The organism is Enterococcus sp. JNUCC 77, assembly GCF_054819945.1.
In genome coordinates, this window is the sequence record NZ_JBTHIG010000002.1 from 555632 (window position 1) to 573204 (window position 17573).

General features: G+C 38.2%; 15 protein-coding genes. 14 read left to right on the forward strand and 1 reads right to left on the reverse strand.

Annotated features, from left to right (window positions below):
* Nucleotides 1-17: 17 nt before the first annotated feature.
* The 11 genes from ACVWNY_RS15655 (at nt 18) to selA (ending at nt 13089) form a co-directional block, all read left to right on the forward strand.
* Nucleotides 18-1445, forward strand: coding sequence for a PTS galactitol transporter subunit IIC (locus tag ACVWNY_RS15655; protein ID WP_218325532.1), 1428 nt, complete (start codon nt 18-20; stop codon nt 1443-1445).
* Complete coding sequence (locus ACVWNY_RS15660) at nt 1446-2492, forward strand: 2-hydroxyacid dehydrogenase (protein WP_438720918.1); 1047 nt, start codon at nt 1446-1448, stop codon at nt 2490-2492. It begins immediately after the preceding gene.
* Between the two features lie 33 nt (nt 2493-2525).
* The gene (locus ACVWNY_RS15665; RefSeq protein WP_454071897.1) at nt 2526-4580 is read left to right on the forward strand and encodes a BglG family transcription antiterminator; all 2055 of its coding nucleotides are present in this window, start codon (nt 2526-2528) and stop codon (nt 4578-4580) included.
* Nucleotides 4581-4591: 11 nt separating this feature from the next.
* Nucleotides 4592-5155 (forward strand): hypothetical protein, encoded by a 564-nt coding sequence (locus ACVWNY_RS15670; RefSeq protein ID WP_454071898.1) that lies wholly within the window; start codon nt 4592-4594, stop codon nt 5153-5155.
* Nucleotides 5156-5168: 13 nt separating this feature from the next.
* A complete protein-coding gene (fucO, locus tag ACVWNY_RS15675; protein ID WP_454071899.1) occupies nt 5169-6323 on the forward strand; it encodes a lactaldehyde reductase in 1155 nt (384 codons plus the stop codon).
* Nucleotides 6324-6727: 404 nt separating this feature from the next.
* A complete protein-coding gene (gene selD, locus ACVWNY_RS15680) occupies nt 6728-7750 on the forward strand; it encodes a selenide, water dikinase SelD (protein ID WP_454071900.1) in 1023 nt (340 codons plus the stop codon).
* 14 nt (nt 7751-7764) lie between these two features.
* Nucleotides 7765-8373: a sulfurtransferase-like selenium metabolism protein YedF gene (gene yedF, locus ACVWNY_RS15685; RefSeq protein WP_454071901.1), complete on the forward strand. Its 609-nt coding sequence runs from the start codon at nt 7765-7767 to the stop codon at nt 8371-8373.
* 25 nt (nt 8374-8398) lie between these two features.
* Entirely contained in the window at nt 8399-8665 is a 267-nt protein-coding gene (locus tag ACVWNY_RS15690; protein ID WP_454071902.1) for a putative Se/S carrier protein, read from the forward strand.
* A gap of 1 nt (nt 8666) precedes the next feature.
* Nucleotides 8667-10559: a selenocysteine-specific translation elongation factor gene (selB, locus tag ACVWNY_RS15695; protein WP_454071903.1), complete on the forward strand. Its 1893-nt coding sequence runs from the start codon at nt 8667-8669 to the stop codon at nt 10557-10559.
* Nucleotide 10560: 1 nt separating this feature from the next.
* Nucleotides 10561-11691 (forward strand): aminotransferase class V-fold PLP-dependent enzyme, encoded by a 1131-nt coding sequence (locus tag ACVWNY_RS15700; RefSeq protein WP_454071904.1) that lies wholly within the window; start codon nt 10561-10563, stop codon nt 11689-11691.
* 15 nt (nt 11692-11706) lie between these two features.
* Nucleotides 11707-13089: an L-seryl-tRNA(Sec) selenium transferase gene (gene selA / locus ACVWNY_RS15705; protein ID WP_454071905.1), complete on the forward strand. Its 1383-nt coding sequence runs from the start codon at nt 11707-11709 to the stop codon at nt 13087-13089.
* 200 nt (nt 13090-13289) lie between these two features.
* Here the strand turns inward: selA and ACVWNY_RS15710 are convergent, their stop codons facing one another.
* Nucleotides 13290-13814: a flavodoxin domain-containing protein gene (locus ACVWNY_RS15710; protein ID WP_454071906.1), complete on the reverse strand. Its 525-nt coding sequence runs from the start codon at nt 13812-13814 to the stop codon at nt 13290-13292.
* 265 nt (nt 13815-14079) lie between these two features.
* Here ACVWNY_RS15710 and ACVWNY_RS15715 point away from each other — a divergent pair, with 265 nt between their 5' ends.
* The 3 genes from ACVWNY_RS15715 to ACVWNY_RS15725 all read left to right on the forward strand — a co-directional run bounded on the left by ACVWNY_RS15715 (nt 14080) and on the right by ACVWNY_RS15725 (nt 17572).
* Nucleotides 14080-15438: an 8-oxoguanine deaminase gene (locus ACVWNY_RS15715; RefSeq protein ID WP_454071907.1), complete on the forward strand. Its 1359-nt coding sequence runs from the start codon at nt 14080-14082 to the stop codon at nt 15436-15438.
* Between the two features lie 59 nt (nt 15439-15497).
* Nucleotides 15498-16073 carry a GNAT family N-acetyltransferase gene (locus ACVWNY_RS15720; protein WP_454071908.1) on the forward strand — a complete coding sequence of 192 codons (576 nt, stop codon included), beginning with the start codon at nt 15498-15500 and terminating at the stop codon, nt 16071-16073.
* Between the two features lie 209 nt (nt 16074-16282).
* Complete coding sequence (locus ACVWNY_RS15725) at nt 16283-17572, forward strand: ABC transporter substrate-binding protein (RefSeq protein ID WP_454071909.1); 1290 nt, start codon at nt 16283-16285, stop codon at nt 17570-17572.
* Nucleotide 17573 lies beyond the last annotated feature (1 nt).

Genomic DNA, 17573 nt, shown 5'->3' on the forward strand with positions numbered 1-17573 from the left:
AAAGAAGGATCGATGACATGCTAAATATTTTATCATCTATAATGGATGCCTTTGGTGCGGCAATCGTCGTACCAGTGATTATCTTTTTTATTGCTTTAATCATGAAAGTGAAGCCAAAAAAAGCGTTTAATGCAGCGTTGAATGCCGGAATCGGATTGACTGGTTTTAATATGATTATCGGTGCGTACACGCCGATTGTGACACCCGCGATTAATCGGATGGTGGAAACAACTGGTGTAAATTTAAGGATTTTGGATACTGGTTGGCAGGCGACAAGTGTGGTGGCTTACTCGACACAGGTCGGTATGATTTTCTTGGCGCTAGGTTTAGTATTACAGGCAGTTTTATTTATTATTAAATTTACCGATATTTTTATGCCGTCTGATTTGTGGAATAATTATTCTTTCATGCTTTGGGGTTCGATGTTGTATATTTCTACCGGCAATTTGTGGTTGTCAATTGGTTTGATGGTCTTATCTAATCTTTACTGTTTAACTTTTACCGAAATTGTGGCGAAAAGATGGTCAATTTACTATGGTTATCCTCGTTGTACCATGAGTGCGCCACATCATATTTGTTCGGTACCTTTAGCTTTATTGATGGATTTTCTGTTGACAAAATTAGGTGCTAATAAAGTTCGTTGGAATCCAGAAACTTTGCAAGATAAATTAGGCTTTTTAGGAGAACCAACTTCTTTAGGCTTTGTTTTAGGCTTATGTTTAGGGATGGCCGGTAACTTCATGCGGTTAGATAGTTTGACTGGTTGGGGCGAAATTATGATTATCGGGATTTCGACTTCAGCAATTATGGCGATCTTCCCGAAAATTGCTGGGATTTTTGCTTCGGCATTTACAGCGATTACCGATGCATCAAAAGGCACCGCAAAATCTTCTGGCGGCAAAGACCGTGTATGGTATTTAGCGATCAATGATGCGGCGGGTTATGGTGAAACAGCAACTCTTTTAACGGGGATGTTATTGATTCCAATCGTGTTGCTTTTGGCGATTTTCTTACCTGGTAACCAAACTTTGCCAATGGTCGATTTGATTGCAATTCCTTATATGATTGAATTAATTATTTGTATTTCAAATGGGAATATTTTTAAATCATTGATTAGTGGCACGATTTGGTGTGTTGGTGGTTTGTATATTATTACTGCAGTGGCACCAATTTTTACCCAAGTTGCGGTTGATGTTGGTGTGAATTTACCAGAAGGTGCGTTGATGATTTGTAGTTTTGCTGTGATGACCAATCATATTATGGGGATTTTATTCTTGATCTTTATGACGCAAAATCCACTCTGGATCGGACTTACCGTGGTAGTTTACATTATTTTGTATCTATTTGTCAGAATCAAAAAAGAATCAATCCACGCCTACTTGGAAAGCATGGCAAAAATGGAAGAAGAAGCCGGAATTTTGGCTGAGAAAGGAGCCGCAGTTTAGATGAGCAAAATTGTCGTAGTTGGAGATGGTTTAGTCAGTGGGGAAACTTTAGTCGATGCCGCGCAACAACTAAATGTCCCACAACCAATTGAAATAGAAAAATTTAACTGGTATGCCGATTTAAATAAGGAACAGTTTCAAGAAAAAATTAAATTGATTGAGCAAAAAGGACCAGAAGCGGTGGAAATTCCTGAAGGTATTTTGGAAGCATTAGCCACAGCGGATTATTTATTGGTGCATATCGCGCCGATTTCAAAAGCAATGCTGGCAGCTGCACCGCAGTTAAAATTAATCGGCACTTGTCGCGGTGGTTTGGAACATATCGCCACTGATGAAGTCAAGAAGCGAGAAATTCCTTTGATTCACGTGATTCGTAATGCCGAGCCAGTCGCGGATTTCACGATTGGTTTGATGTATGCGATTACACGAAATATTGCTTTTGCTCATCAGCAAGTGATGCAGGGCGCTTGGCCGAAACAGTTCCCCAATGATCCTTACAAAACAACTTTGGCGAATTTAAAAGTCGGTTTAGTCGGTTTAGGATACATTGGCAAACTAGTTGTGAAGCGTTTGAATGCTTTAGGCGTAGAAGTTTTGGCGTATGATCCATTTGTCGACCAAGAAAAAATCGCCGCAGAAGGATTGCAGATTACGTTTGTCGACTTGCCAGATTTATTCCGCACAGCAGATATTGTTTCGCTGCATGTGCGAGTGACGCCTGAGACGAAAAATATGATTAACCGAGATTTATTTGATCTGATGCCACCGTCATCCTATTTGATAAATACAGCACGGCCAGATATCGTCAATAAAGCTGATTTGGTGGAAACTTTGAAGAATCATAAAATTGCTGGTGCTGCGCTGGACGTTGTTTGGGAAGAGCCAATTAAAAAAGACGACCCATTGTTGGCTTTAGATAATATTGTGATTACTTCTCATATTGCAGGAGACACGATTGACGCGATACCTCGCTCGCCGTATTTGTTAAAAGAAGTTTTGAACGATTATTTTGAAACCAACGTGAGCGATATGTTGATTAGATTATAATAAAGCTTTAACAGTAACAAGGAGGGAAGACCAATGGATGTTTTGGCGGTGCAACTTTTAGAAATGATTTTGTCAAATCGCAATAACAGTCTGACTTCACTGGAAAGAAAATTCAGTTTGACGAAAGGGAAACTTGATTATCGGATTAGAAAAATTAATCAGGAACTCCAATTAAATCAATTAGGTAGCATTAAAAAAGTCGGAATTTTCTTAACTTTTGATGGTGAAGAAAAAAAGATCAGAACGTATTTAAAAAGTGTTGTCGCCGAGCTCCATTTTAGTGATGAACAGCGGCTAATTGTCTTATATTTAGCCGTCTTGTTTCATCATCACGAGACATTGCAATCTTTGGCCGAGCGGCTAAAGATAAGTAAAAACACGGTGATTAAAGATAAGAAGAAACTCCAAACTGACTATTTAGATGAGTTGCAGATTGAGCTTTCTTTTTCCCGAAAGACCGGGTTTTTCTTGAAAGGGAAAGAAAGTGACATTCGCCGTTTGGGGATTAAATTTATCCGCAAGTTTGAAGATAGTGCCACGAAATTAAAAGTAATTTTGCAAGTAATTAAGATGGATCCGCAAATTTTTGAAGCTTTGAAGCAAAAAATCGAGGTTTTGGAAGAGGATTTGGATTTAGAATTTACTGAGTTTAAACGAACAGATTTATATTTGACGATTGCCATGTGTATCTATCGTTTTAAACAAGGCAATACGTTAGAGAATGGTTTGTTAGATGGTTATATTCGTATGGTGGAGCCGGATTTTTATCAAAAAATCGGCACGGCGTTGTCGCCCTTTTTAACGGGGCAAGACAGTATCAACGAAATTCATTTTATTTCGATTCAACTGTTGAGTACCAACTTGATTAAGATTCGCTCGAATTATCAAGATCCGCAGCTGGAGCAAGAAATTATTCGCTTTATTAATAGTTTTGAAGTGTTAGGGATCACCAATATTAAAGATAAATGCCAGTTAGAACAAGCTTTGTATCAGCATTTGATTCCGGCGTATTATCGAATTCGATTTGGTTTGCCAGACAATGAAGTTTTAAGTGTGAAAGCCGTCGATGATTATGAATATATTCATCCGCTAGTGAAACGTTCGATTTCTGGAATTGAAAAATACTTAAAGATCACTTTTCCAGAAGGCGAATTGATTTATCTGTCGATTATTTTACTGAGTTTTGTCAGTGAAGAGTTGGAAAAACAAACTAAGCGTACGATTGATGCGATCGTGGTTTGTCAGCATGGAATTTCGGTCTCAAAATTGCTGTTTGGCGAATTAAAACTGTTGTTCAATAACATTCGTTTCGCCAAAAATGTCTCATTAAGAGAGTTTTATAAAGAAGATTTGAGCCAAGTCGACGTGGTTTTTTCAACGGTGCCGCTAAAAACCAACAAAGAAGTTTTTCTTATCAATCATTTTCTTAGCAATGAAGAGAAAATTAATCTGAAAAATGAAGTCACTAATCGAATTAATTTCCAACCAAATACCAGCAATCATAATCATCAGATGGTGACGCAACTGGTAAATATTATCCAACAAAACAGTGAAGTCACGGATCTTCAGCGTTTGGTTGATGATTTGCAAAATTATATTTTAACCAACAATGTCACTTTGGAAGTGAATAAAAGTCAAAACGATCCAGAGCTGGTGGAATTATTGCCAGTTTCCCATATTCAAATTTATCCGAAAGTTGATTCATTAGCCGAAGCCATCAGAATTGCTGGTAAACCACTAGTTAATCAAGGATATATTCACAAAGATTATTTGGAGACGATTATTGAAAATTATGATCCAGAATTTCCTTATTTTGTTATCGCACCCGGCGTCGCAATTCCTCACGCTGGCCCAGAAGATGGCGTCTATAAAGTCGGGATGTCGTTATTAAAGCTCCATCAGCCGATTCATTTTTCGGAAAATTTAACGGTCGATGTGATTGTCATCGTCGCACCGAAAGATAAAAAAAGTCATATGAAAGCAGTCACGAAATTATACGAAATCGCCAAAGAAGCTGATTTTTTAGCTAACATTCGACAGCTGACTTATGAAAAAGAAATTCAACAATATATTGCGAAAAAAGGTTAGGAGGAACCACGATGGGTGGACAAGGCATTTTACTTAGAAAAGTTACTTTAGATAAAACCTTATACCAACTGAACTATTTTTTAAAAGGCGCGTTGGTAATCTTGGTGTTATACATGGTTAACGGACTCGTGATTGAAAAAAATCTGCAAGCACGAGATTTACAAATACTGGCAGGATTGTATCTGATTTTATTTTTAGGTTTTTATTTCCTGAAAAAGAAAAAAGAAAAACTACAAGAAAATGAAGTAATGCAAGATTTACGTAGTTATTTTGGGATAGAAAAAATTTCTGAAGTGGCTAAATTAGACAAACGTTTAATCGATGAAATCAAGAACAATCGCCAGTTTATTACTTATAACGGGCAGATTGTCGGCACCGATCATTACTTACTATTAGATTTTAGCGATGGGCAGTTTATGTTATTTCCGATCCAACAAATTCAAAGTCTGCACTTAGATAAAGTTGGTATGAATTTCTGTGTCAAATTAAAAACGGTAATAAAAACCGAAGAAATCTTTTTTAAAAAGAAAAAAGATGCTTTAGAGTTTATCGACTTTTATCACAATAAATATTAATGGAGGCAAGAAAATGGTTGTAAATCGCATGATTTTAAATGAAACAGGTTATTTTGGGAAAGGCGCAATCACCGAAGTGGCCAACGAAGCCAAAAAACGCGGCTTCAAAAAAGCTTTAGTAGTGACGGATAAAGATCTGCTGAAATTTGAAGTGGCGACAAAAGTGATAACTATTTTACAGGAAGCTGATTTGGCTTATGAAATTTTTGATGAGATTGTACCAAATCCGACGATTGAAGATGTGCAAGCGGGCGTTGCAGCTTGTAAAGTGGCGAAGGCAGATTATATTGTGGCGATTGGCGGCGGCTCACCGATTGATACCGCAAAAGCAATTGGAATTATCATTGAAAATCCTGAATTTTCCGACGTGATTAGTTTAGAAGGCACCGCAGCGACAAAAAAACCAAGTCTGCCGATTTTAGCAGTGCCGACAACTTCTGGTACAGCAGCAGAAGTAACGATTAATTATGTGATTACTGATGCAAAAAATCATCGCAAATTTGTCTGCGTCGATCCTCACGATATTCCGGTGGTGGCCTTTGTCGACAGCGATATGATGATGGGCATGCCAAAGAGTTTATGCGCAGCAACGGGAATGGATGCTTTGACCCACGCGATTGAAGGTTTCGTAACTAAGGGCGCTTGGGAAATGAGCGACATGTTGCATATTAAAGCGATTGAAATAATTGCGAATTCATTACGTCAATCTTTTGCGGGAGATCAATCTGCTAGAGAAGCGATGGCATTGGGACAATATATTGCTGGCATGGGCTTTTCGAATGTTGGTTTAGGTTTGGTTCACGGCATGGCCCATCCATTAAGTGCCTGGTACAATATTCCCCACGGTGTGGCATGCGCAACTTTATTGCCGCTAATTATGGATTACAATAAAGATTTTACAGGCGAAAAATACCGCGAAATCGCTGAGAAATTTAATATCCCGGGGGTTGATCAATTACCGTTGTCAGAAGTGCGAGAAAAAGCTGTCTCTGCTGTGAAGCAACTAGGCATTGATGTAGGCATTCCGCAAAACTTGACGGAATTAGGTGTGAAGAAAGAAGATATTCCACAAATTGCTAAAGATGCGTTAAAAGATGTTACCACACCAGGGAATCCACGAGAAACAACGGTGGAAGAGATTATTGCGTTGTATAATGACATGTTGTAGCAGCTATAAAAAACCGTAAACTTAATTGTTTTCGGTTTTTTTGGTGTTTAAGATGTAAAGTCCAATATACCATCCACTTAAAATCGTAAAAAGGTTATATCCATTTGACGAGTAATTTTTCAAATTGAATCATCGATAGCTATAAATGCAAATATTATTTATCGTTAAAATATAGTAAGCTGTTTGTAGTTATTCATAGTTGATCCTTCTTAATAGTGTTCTTACCAAACTTCTTTTATATAAATTTCAATGATGAGCTATCTTTATGTGTAAATTCAAGGTATTGCATTTTCTTATTAAAAGCACCATCATAACTCTATGAGTCTTATCTTAATAACGAGATCTTTTGTGGAGAATTTCACATAAAACTGTTATAATATGACAGTGGAAAGGGGTGCACAGAGATGGAATCAGTGCAACAATTAATTGTATGTGGCGGATGTAATGCCAAAATTGGACCGGGGAATTTAGGTGATCTTTTAGCCGATTTACCTAAGTCAAAAAATGAGAACTTATTAGTGGGCTTTGATTCAACGGATGATGCTGCTGTTATTAAACTAACAGATGATTTGGCGATTATCCAGACGGTTGATTTTTTCCCAACAATGGTGACTGCCCCTTACTTATTTGGAAAAATTGCGGCAGCCAATGCCCTAAGTGATGTCTATGCGATGGGTGGAACGGTGTTATCGGCTTTAAATATCGTAGCATTTCCAGAAGAAAAAGATTTACATATATTAAAAGAAATTTTACGAGGTGGGGCAGAAAAAGTTGAAGAAGCTGGCGCAATTTTAGCCGGTGGTCATTCAATTCATGATCACTCAGTCAAATATGGCTTGTCTGTGACAGGCACTGTTGATCCCGAAAAAATTTATCAAAATAACACTTGTCAAGTTGGTGACCATTTAATTTTAACTAAACCATTAGGCGTTAGCATTTTAACTGTCGGCTATTCAGCAGGTGAAGTATCAGAAGACGCTTTTAATCAAGCGACTAAATCAATGGAAACTTTGAATAAATATGCGATGGATATTATTCGCAATTATCCAATCACGAGCTGTACCGACGTGACAGGTTTTGGTTTAGCTGGACATCTACATGAGATGGTGGGAGAAAAATTCTCCGCTGAAATTTATTCAAAAAAACTACCGTATTTTGAGGAAGCTTATACTGCCGCCAAAGAATTTATTTTAACAGCTGGCGGGCAACGCAATCGTAATTATATGGAGAGCAAGATGGATTTCACGATTGAAGATTTTGGTATTGAAGAATTGTTATATGATCCACAGACTTCAGGTGGTTTATTGGTTTCAGTACCTGAAACTGATGCAGAAAAATTAGTTTCAGAGCTACAATCAGCTGGTATTCCAGCAGAAGATTTCGGCGTGGTGATTCCAAGAGAAGAAAAAGATATTATCGTTTATTAAGGAGAGAATAGGTTATGTTTAAAGTTAATGCATTAGGAATGGCTTGCCCATTACCGGTTATTGAAACAAAAAAAGCTTTACGTGAACATGAAGCCGTAGAAACGTTAGTCGATAATGAAATTGCTACACAGAACTTGCGTAAGATGGCGGATCAATTAGGTTATGTCTATCAAATGAACCAAGATAGTCCTCAACATTATACAGTCGTAATTTCAAAAGCGAACGGCGAAGAAACCGATATTCCTGATCCAGAAGTGACTGAAGAAGTTGTGGTTGCACCAAAGTCTGACGATTATATTGTGGTGATTGACACTAACACGATCGGTCAAGGCTCAGCAGAATTAGGTAAAAACTTATTAAAAATGTTTATTTATTCATTAACCGAGCAGGATGTTTTACCTAGTAAAATTATTTTCTACAATGGTGGTGTGCAGTCTGTGATTGAAGGCTCTGACTCAGTAGAAGATTTGATAAAATTACAAGATAATGGTGTAGAAGTTTATGCTTGCGGTGCTTGTTTGAACTTCTTTGAAATTACCGATCAAGTGGCTGTCGGTGAAGTTACTAATATGTTCCGCATTATCGAAATGATGCGGGTATCTGACCGGATTGTGAAACCATAAAAATTATTTTAAGGAGTATTTGGCGATGGAGAAATTTGGCGTCGCCCTCTTTTACTCAACCCATGAAGCGATGAAAGCTGAAAAAATTGCCAAAGAAGCCCAACTACAGGCGCGAATCATTCCCACTCCGGAAAAGATTTACGCCAGTTGCGGCTTTTCTTTAAAGTATCCCTTGGAAAATCATCAGCAATTAGATACGTTATTAAAACAAGCTGAAGTGAAATCAGAAGGCTATTATATTGGGGAGCAAGAGGGCTTGAAAGCAACATATCAAAAAAGAGAGGAAGATTAGCTTGGCAAATATTGTTATTGGAACGGCCGGACATATCGACCACGGGAAAACCACGCTGATTAAGGCCTTGACGGGGATTGAAACCGATACCACGAAGGAAGAGAAAAAGCGCGGCATGTCGATTAATTTGGGCTTTGCCTATTTAGATTTAAAAAACGGGATGCGTGTGGGAATTGTCGACGTTCCTGGTCATGAAAAGTTCATCAAAAACATGGTAGCTGGGCTTCCGGGAATTAATCTAGTGTTATTGGTGATTGATGCCCAAGAAGGTATCATGCCTCAAACTAAGGAACATATTGATATTTTAACCTTGTTAGGAATTCGAGATTTTCTGATTGTGTTGACTAAAGTTGATACCGTTGATCCTGATTTAAAAGAACTAGTAGTTGATGATATTCGAGAGCAATTAAAAGAAACACCATTAGCCGATGCAGAAATTATCGAAACTGACGCTGTGACCGGCACAGGTATTCCTGAATTACTGGAAAGAATTCAGACCCATGCGGAAAATATCAGTGAAACTACCCAAAATGGACAAGCTCGTATCAATGTCGATCGGGTATTTAGTGTCAAGGGATTTGGGACGGTTATTACTGGCACGTTATTGGATGGTCCAATTAAGGTTGGTGCCGAATTAAATTTATATCCAGAAGGGAAAAAAGTGCGGGTACGAAATATCCAGGTCCACGAAACTGATGTGGAAGAAGCTTTTCCTGGTCAACGAACGGCTTTGAATTTAGCTAATTTGAGTAAAGATGAGATTCAACGAGGGGATGTCTTGTCAATTTCTGACAAATTACATGATACTTGGATGTTGGATGTTAAAATAAAATGTTTGCCAGAAGTAGAAAATGGGATTGGCTTATGGGATCGTGTGCGGTTATTAATTGGCACGCGAGAAGTCATGGCACGAACGGTTCCTTTAGGTGCAGAATGGATTGCACCTGGGACAGAAGGTTTTTTACAGTTGCGCTTAGAAGAACAAGTGGCTGTCAAAGAACGAGATCATTTTATTTTGCGGGCCTATTCACCAATGGAGACGATTGCTGGTGGTGAAGTGTTAGATGCTGCGCCAAGCAAGCATCGCCGATTTAAAGTAGAAGTCTTAGAAAGTTTGAAGGCTAAAGAAGAAGGCAGTACTGAAGAAATTATTGCTGACTTTATGACCAATAAAAAACAACCATTTACAACTGCAAAAGAATTGGCCGATTATCTAGGCACTGCTCAAAACGAGTTGACCGAAATTTTGGCAGAGATGGTCACGGAAAATCAGTTGATTCAAACAAAAGTCGGTTATTTAACGTCAGTAAGCTATGCCAAATTAGAAGAACAAGCAATAGCTATTATTGATGAGTACCATAAGAAATTCCGTTTACGCCAAGGGATTCCAACTGAAGAGTTCCGCTCACGTTTACGAAAAAATTTATCGGATAAAGAGATTACTGCTTTGCTGCAATTATTAACCGAAAATCAATTAATCAAGTCAGCCAATGACAAGCTTGCTTTAGCTGAGTTCACTGTCACATTTAATAAATATCAAGAAGTTGCTCAAGCCAAAATTGAAAGAATGTTAGCTGATAGTGGTTATACGCCAGTTAAAAAAGAAGACTTAGAAGTGTTGGATAAAAATGCACCGGAAGTTTTAGAGGCAATGAATGGCGATAGGGTTATCTTTTTAACTCATGAATTTGTTATTCTGAAAAAAGTTTATCAAGAGGCCATAGACTTAATTAAAAAATATATTGCTGAACACCAGCAAATGGCGCTGGGAGATTTCCGTGACATGACCCAATCTAGCCGTAAAGCTTCCATGTTAATTTTAGAATATTTGGATAAAGAAAATGTGACGAAACGTGTTGAAAACTACCGTGTTTTAGGAGAAAAGGGGAAATAAAATGGGTTACTATTTCGATAATGCTGCGACGACCTTGCAAAAACCACCAGTAGTGGCCAAAAAAGTAGCGGAAATTTTGTCAGCTGATGCCTATGGCAATCCATCTCGTGGCGCCCACGGTTATTCTTTGAACGCTTATCAAGTAGTGGATGAAGCACGGGAAAATCTAAAAAAACTTTTTCATGCTAATCAAAATTACGAAGTAGCTTTTACCAACAACGCCACTGTGGCTTTAAATGAAGTGTTAAAAGGCTTACTGCAAGCTGGTGATCACGTAATTACAACTAGCTGGGAACACAATTCTGTTTTGCGCCCGCTATATCAACTGGAAACAAGTGGGATAACGCTAGATTTTGTCAGCAGCTCATCTGTAACTGGCGAATTAAATTTAGCGGAGTTCGTTGAAAAAATAACTACAAAAACCAAAGCAATTGTCATCAACCATGCGTCAAATGTAACGGGAAATTTAGTTGATTTGGCTGCAATCAAAAAAATCTGTCGTGAGCATGATTTATATTTAGTGGTGGATGCTTCGCAAACAGCAGGTGTAGTGCCTATTGATTTATCAGATGAGGGCATTGATGCGCTATGTTTCACTGGTCATAAAAGTTTATACGGTCCGCAGGGAACGGGTGGTGTTTGTTTGAAAAAAGATTTACCATTAGAGCCGGTTTTAACTGGTGGTGATGGGATGCAAAGTTTTTCTAAGACACAGCCCAAGCGCTTGCCGACGTTATTAGAAGCCGGCACTGTAAATGTACCTGGGATTGCTGGTTTAGGTGCTAGTGTCGCATGGTTATTGGAAAATACCTATCAATCCAATGATTTGGGAGAATTATTTGTCACTGAACTACAAAAAATGCCAGAGGTTACTTTATATGGTGATTTTACCAAACCACGGGTAGATGTTTTTTCATTAAATATCAAAGATGCGGAATCGGCAATCGTGAGTGATTTATTGTGGTCGGAATTTGAAATTGCTACGCGACCAGGTTATCATTGTGCACCGTTGATGCACGAAGCATTAGGCACAGCAGATCGCGGCACCGTTCGTTTTTCATTTTCACGTTTTACTACTAAGGCTGAAGTCGTTTTAGCGATTGAAGCTTTGAAAGATTTAGCGCAACGTTAGAAAGGACAGGCAAGTATGGCAAACCAAATACAGAAAATTTTAGCGCAATTACCGAGTGTTGATTTGTTATTAAAACAAATTCCAAACGAGGGATTAACTCATTCGAAAGTCAAAGAACGACTACAAAAAATTTTAGCTGAAATTCGGCAGGCAGTTTTAGCTGGTGACATGACTGAAGCGCCTAGTGAACAAGAAATTATCGCTTTGACTTTAGATGAATTAGATAAACATCAATATTCCTTCAAGCGGGTAATCAACGCTACCGGTACAATATTACACACCAATCTAGGACGTTCCAATCTATCTGAGCGAGTGCGACAACAATTAAATGAAGTCAGTTTCAATTATTCAAATTTGGAATTTGATTTATCAAACGGGCAACGAGGCTCCCGTTATAGTCACTTAGTTTCGGTGATTCAAAAATTAACAGGTGCTGAAGATGTGATTGTCGTGAACAATAATGCGGCGGCGGTTTTACTAGCGCTAAATACATTGGCTGATCAAAAAGAAGTCTTAGTTTCTCGTGGAGAATTAGTCGAAATCGGTGGTGCTTTTCGGATTCCTGAGGTAGTGACGGCGGCAGGCGGTGAAATTGTTGAAGTCGGTACCACCAACCGCACCCACATTAAAGATTTTCGTGAAGGTGTCAATGAAAATACAGGTGCCTTATTAAAAGTTCATACTAGTAACTATCGGATTATCGGTTTTACAGCGAAGGCGGATTTGGCAGAGTTAGCTGAATTAGCTAAAGAACATGGGCTTCCTTTGATTGATGATTTGGGCTCAGGTTTATTGATTGATATGCGTCAATTTGGGTTGCCATATGAACCATCCATTCGTGAAGTCCTAAAATTGGGTGCCGACATCGTAACCTTCAGTGGTGATAAATTATTGGGTGGACCACAAGCTGGTATTATTGTTGGTAAGAAAAAATATATTGAACAAATGAAGAAAAATCAATTGTTGCGGGCAATTCGAATTGATAAGATGACCTTGGCAGCTTTGGAAGCAACTTTAAGTCTTTATTTGGATGAAAAGGAAGCAATTCGGGAGATTCCAACACTCAGAATGATTGCCCAAAAACCAGAAGAAATCGCTGAAAAAGCACAGGCTTTAAAAGAGAAATTAGTTGATATTTCTGACCAACTACAAGCGGAAGTCTTACCAGACGATAGTAAAATCGGCGGTGGTTCTTACCCTGAGCACCTGCTACCAACATTTGCGGTAACACTAAAAAGTCAGACGGATACTGCCGATGAATTACAAACCAAACTACGTGAGCAAAAAGTACCGATTATTTCACGAGTGAAAAATGAACGGAATTATTTGGATTTAAGAACGATTGAAGTAGCTGATTTTGATTGGATTGAAGCGGCCGTAAGAGAAATATTTGAATAAATTTAGAAAGACAAAACTCAGATTTTTGGGTTTTGTTTTTTTGTCAATAAATCGTTTGTATACTTTTTAAAATAATCTACTCCAATATTGCTAACCAAAGTTTAGAAAAATTGGATTAACTTTGGCGGCACTATTCACCTAAAAAAGCAGGACAGTAGCTATTTTAAATAACCGTCGTCCTGCTTTTTATTTAATGATTTTTATCTATTTAACTCGTCTAGAATGGGTTTAATATATTTTATGTCAGTCCAGTCACAGCTTTCATCGCCAGCAGCCATCAATGCTTTCTCCCATAATTGATAGTCGTTAGGATTCTTTTTCTTAACTGATTTACGTAAAACTCGGCATAAATTTCTATCAATTGCAGTCATAGCAGCCATATCCCAAGCACCACGACAATAATAAAAAGGAATATCAGACCATTCTTTCTTCAGATTGTGCTGGATCATTGCTTGAATTGTCGCTTCGTCGTAAGGTGAAGCGCCTATACAAAAGATCACAATTTTTTTATCCATCAAGGCATTGAAATGTTTTTTTAAGAATGACAATCCCGAAATTCCTGATGCATAGATAGCTCCACCTAAAATAATCGTGTCAAATTTTTGGACCATTTCAATTTTCGCTTTCTTGGTTTCTACGCAGGAAAAACCAGTTTTATCAGATAACCAATTAGCGTATTTCTTTGTTGCGCCGTATTTTGATTGAAAAAGAATAATACCCTTCATTTTTTCTCCCCCAAAAATGCCATTTTATTTTACTATATCAGGATAAAATAAAAAAATAAACTACTATTTTTTTTAAATGTCTATATGGTGTACTTTGGAAAGGGTTAATTTTTTTCTATATTATGAGACGTAATGGAATGCTTTTTTGTTATTTTAGCCATAAATAAAGGATAAAAATAATTTTTTTGCCACAAAAAATATTTATACAACCTGAATTATTTGTGATAAGATGAACGTGTAATTTTAAACAGGAGGCGAGAAAAAAATGTCGAAGCTTTTAATCAAGAATGCCAAGACGATGGTGACTTGTGATGATCAAGACCGCGTGTTGGAAAATGTCAATCTCTTAATTGAAAACGGTGTCATTACGTATATCGGACCGGATTATCAAACCGCCGATGAAGAAATTGATGCCAGCCATCACTTGGTTTATCCCGGTCTAGTCAATACCCATCATCATTTGTATCAAACATTTACCCGGAATTTACCTGATGTGCAAAATATGGAATTGTTTGATTGGCTGGTTTATTTGTATGAGTTGTGGAAAAATTTAGATGACGAAGTGATTTATTATTCTACCATGACAGGTTTGGGAGAATTATTGAAAACTGGCTGTACCACAGCTTTCGATCATCATTATGTTTTTCCGCAAGGTAGTGAAAGTGGCATCATGGAAGCGCAGTTTGCTAGTGCTGATCAGCTGGGTATGCGATTACACGCGGCGCGAGGCAGTATGGATTTGAGCAAAAAAGATGGCGGCTTGCCACCAGATTCTGTCGTGCAGGATATTGACACGATTTTGAAAGATTCAGAACGTCTCGTCAAAAAATTCCACGATCCTGCTGAATTTTCAATGCATCAAGTGGTTTTGGCTCCGTGCTCACCTTTTAGTGTTACCACTGATTTAATGAAAGAAACGGCAAAATTAGCGCGTCATTTAGGGGTACGCTTGCACACTCATTTGGCGGAAACGATGGATGAAGAAGTTTATGTAAAAGAGCATTATAATATGCGTCCGTTAGAATTTATGGAGACTTTAGGTTGGACTGGTAGCGATGTCTGGTATGCCCACGGAATTTTCTTTAATGATGATGAATTGAAATTTTTGGCAAAAACTCAGACAGGGGTAGCTCACTGTCCATGTTCTAATATGAAATTGTCTTCAGGTATTTGTAAAGTGCCGCGGATGTTAGAATTAGGCGTGCCGGTGGGACTAGGTGTTGATGGTTCTGCCAGCAATGATGGCTCAAATTTATTGGAAGATTTGCGGGTGAGTTATCTACTGCATCGCTTAAATTCTTCTACTAAAGCGCCAACTGGTTATGATATTTTGAAGATGGCTACACGAGGTAGTGCAACTTTATTGGGTCGAAAAGATATTGGCTCATTAGAAGTTGGTAAAGCCGGTGACTTATTTATGATTGACACTAGAAACTTGGCTTTAGTCGGTACCTTGCAAGATCCGAAATCTTTACTAGGAACAGTTGGTTGGAAAAATTCAGTAGCCAATACCGTTGTTGCTGGTAAAGTGGTGGTTCGTGATGGGCAGTTAGTTAATGTTGATGAAAGAGAAATGGCTGAAAAAGCTAATGCAGTTGATTTTCAGTTTTTAGCTCGTAAATAAATGTGGTAAACTGCTGTCAAAGCTATTTTTGATAGCAGTTTTTTTGAGGAGCTGAAAGAATGAATCAATTATATTTAAAGCTTTATGAGCACCGCCAATTAGAAACGGAACGGATGATTTTACGACCGTTGGCAATCACTGATGCCGATGACATGTTGGAATATGCCGGCGACGAAGAAAATACCCGTTTTGTATTTCCCACCCATCAAAGTTTAAACCACACTAAACACGATTTGGCGCGTTTTTTCTTAGCCGAACCTTTAGGAAAATATGCAATGGTCTTAAAGAAAAATCGCAAAATGATTGGCACTTTGGACTACCATGATTTAAATGAAGAAATGATGACCGGTGAATTGGGCTATATTCTCAATAAAAAATATTGGGGGCAAGGACTAGCGACTGAAGCATGTCGCCAGTTGCTTGTGACTGGCTTTGAAGAAATCGGTTTTAATCGCTTAATTGCCAAACATCAACTGGAAAATACAGCATCTGGCAGAGTGTTAACCAAAAGTGGACTAGAAAAAATCGCCACCATGCCTTATAGCGATAAAGACCCCAAAGAAACCGGCAAAATGATTACGTGGGTGATTTATCAATTAACCAAAGAACAATATAGAGGGAATAAAAGTCCATGAAAATGGGCTTTTTTTGTCGCTCTTCTTTAATTTCTATCTTTAGAGACTTAGTAACTTTACTAGGAAGTTGTGAGGCTTTTTCTAGAGGAAATTATATTAAACCAAAACAATACTGAAAATTTACAAAACTTTTTCATTAAATTTACGTAGGTTCTTTATACTGATTTTGGCTAGAGAAATAGTCAAGAAGGTAAATTAGGAGGGAATCAATGTTTAAGAAAAGAATGATTTTGGGTGCCGTTTCAGCCTTGAGTATTTTGGGACTGGCAGCTTGTGGTAGTGGTAATGCTGATACGACCAAAAAATCCAATGAGCCCGTAACAATTGAGTATTGGCATGTCAATGCAGATACCCAAGGGGGAAAAACGGTTAATGAATTGGTGGAAGATTACAATCAGTCACAGGACAAAGTAAAGGTTGTTGCCAAATACAATCCTGATATGTACAAAGGATTAATGCAAAATTTACAAGCTTCAGTTGCGTCTAATGAAGTACCTGATGTGGTGCAAGTTGGCTGGGCATTTAAAGATTATTTTGCCGAGAATTTTGAATACACTGATCCACAATCATTAGTTGAAGAGGTTGATCCTGATAATGCTGATTTTTTTAAGGATCACTTCTTAGATAATATTATGGCGCTGTCGGAAAAGGATGGCAAACAAGTTGGGATTCCTTATTCGATTAGTAATCCGGTATTGTATTTAAATCAAGATATGTTAAAAGCAGCTGGTTTAGACGAAAATGGTCCCAAAACTTGGGAAGAAGTTCAGAGTTTTTCACAAGCAATTAAAGAACAAACCGGCAATTACGGTGTATATATCCAAGAACCCGCTGATAATTGGGCTCAGCAAGCCATTTTAGAAAGTAATGGCGCTAACGTTATCAAAAATGGAAAAGCAGCGTTTGCTTCTAATGATGGTATTGCGGCTTATGAATTGTATCAAGGTATGGTGGAAGATGAAACTGCTCTTCATACGACTTGGGAACAAGGTGTGCAAAGTTTTATAGATGGCAGTGTGGGGATGGTTTACACGACAATTGCTCAAAGAAACAATATTCAAAGCAACAGTCCTTTTGCAGCAACCGCGGTCGAGTCCCCTAGTTGGCAAGGAAAAGAAGTGAAGTTGCCAGCTGGTGGCGCAATGTTGGCAGTGACTTCTCAAACAGATGAGAAAAAAGCAGCCACTTGGGACTTTTTACAGTATCTTTACAGCGTTGAATCAATGGCGAGATGGACAGAAGGTACAGGCTACTTACCACCAAGAAAAGATGTGGCTGATGCAGAAGATGGTTTAAAAACTTTTCTGGCTGAAAATCAAATGATGACACCGGCGATTGATCAAATGGATAAGATGGTCAGCTGGAGTTCTTTCCCTGGAGATGCTGGCTTAGAAGCCGAACAAAAGTTGTTAGATATGCGAGATAAGATTTTAGCTGGTGACGATGTGAGCGACACTATGAAAGCAACTCAAAAAGAAATCAATCAGTTACTCAAATAAG

Coding starts and splice junctions, on each gene's coding strand:
- selA (WP_454071905.1), top strand. CDS start 11,707: ATGGCAAACCAAATACAGAAAATTTTAGCGCAATTACCGAGTGTTGAT.
- ACVWNY_RS15720 (WP_454071908.1), top strand. CDS start 15,498: ATGAATCAATTATATTTAAAGCTTTATGAGCACCGCCAATTAGAAACG.
- yedF (WP_454071901.1), top strand. CDS start 7,765: ATGTTTAAAGTTAATGCATTAGGAATGGCTTGCCCATTACCGGTTATT.
- ACVWNY_RS15715 (WP_454071907.1), top strand. CDS start 14,080: ATGTCGAAGCTTTTAATCAAGAATGCCAAGACGATGGTGACTTGTGAT.
- ACVWNY_RS15725 (WP_454071909.1), top strand. CDS start 16,283: ATGTTTAAGAAAAGAATGATTTTGGGTGCCGTTTCAGCCTTGAGTATT.
- ACVWNY_RS15670 (WP_454071898.1), top strand. CDS start 4,592: ATGGGTGGACAAGGCATTTTACTTAGAAAAGTTACTTTAGATAAAACC.
- fucO (WP_454071899.1), top strand. CDS start 5,169: ATGGTTGTAAATCGCATGATTTTAAATGAAACAGGTTATTTTGGGAAA.
- ACVWNY_RS15700 (WP_454071904.1), top strand. CDS start 10,561: ATGGGTTACTATTTCGATAATGCTGCGACGACCTTGCAAAAACCACCA.
- selD (WP_454071900.1), top strand. CDS start 6,728: ATGGAATCAGTGCAACAATTAATTGTATGTGGCGGATGTAATGCCAAA.
- ACVWNY_RS15710 (WP_454071906.1), bottom strand. CDS start 13,814: ATGAAGGGTATTATTCTTTTTCAATCAAAATACGGCGCAACAAAGAAA.
- ACVWNY_RS15665 (WP_454071897.1), top strand. CDS start 2,526: ATGGATGTTTTGGCGGTGCAACTTTTAGAAATGATTTTGTCAAATCGC.
- ACVWNY_RS15690 (WP_454071902.1), top strand. CDS start 8,399: ATGGAGAAATTTGGCGTCGCCCTCTTTTACTCAACCCATGAAGCGATG.
- ACVWNY_RS15655 (WP_218325532.1), top strand. CDS start 18: ATGCTAAATATTTTATCATCTATAATGGATGCCTTTGGTGCGGCAATC.
- ACVWNY_RS15660 (WP_438720918.1), top strand. CDS start 1,446: ATGAGCAAAATTGTCGTAGTTGGAGATGGTTTAGTCAGTGGGGAAACT.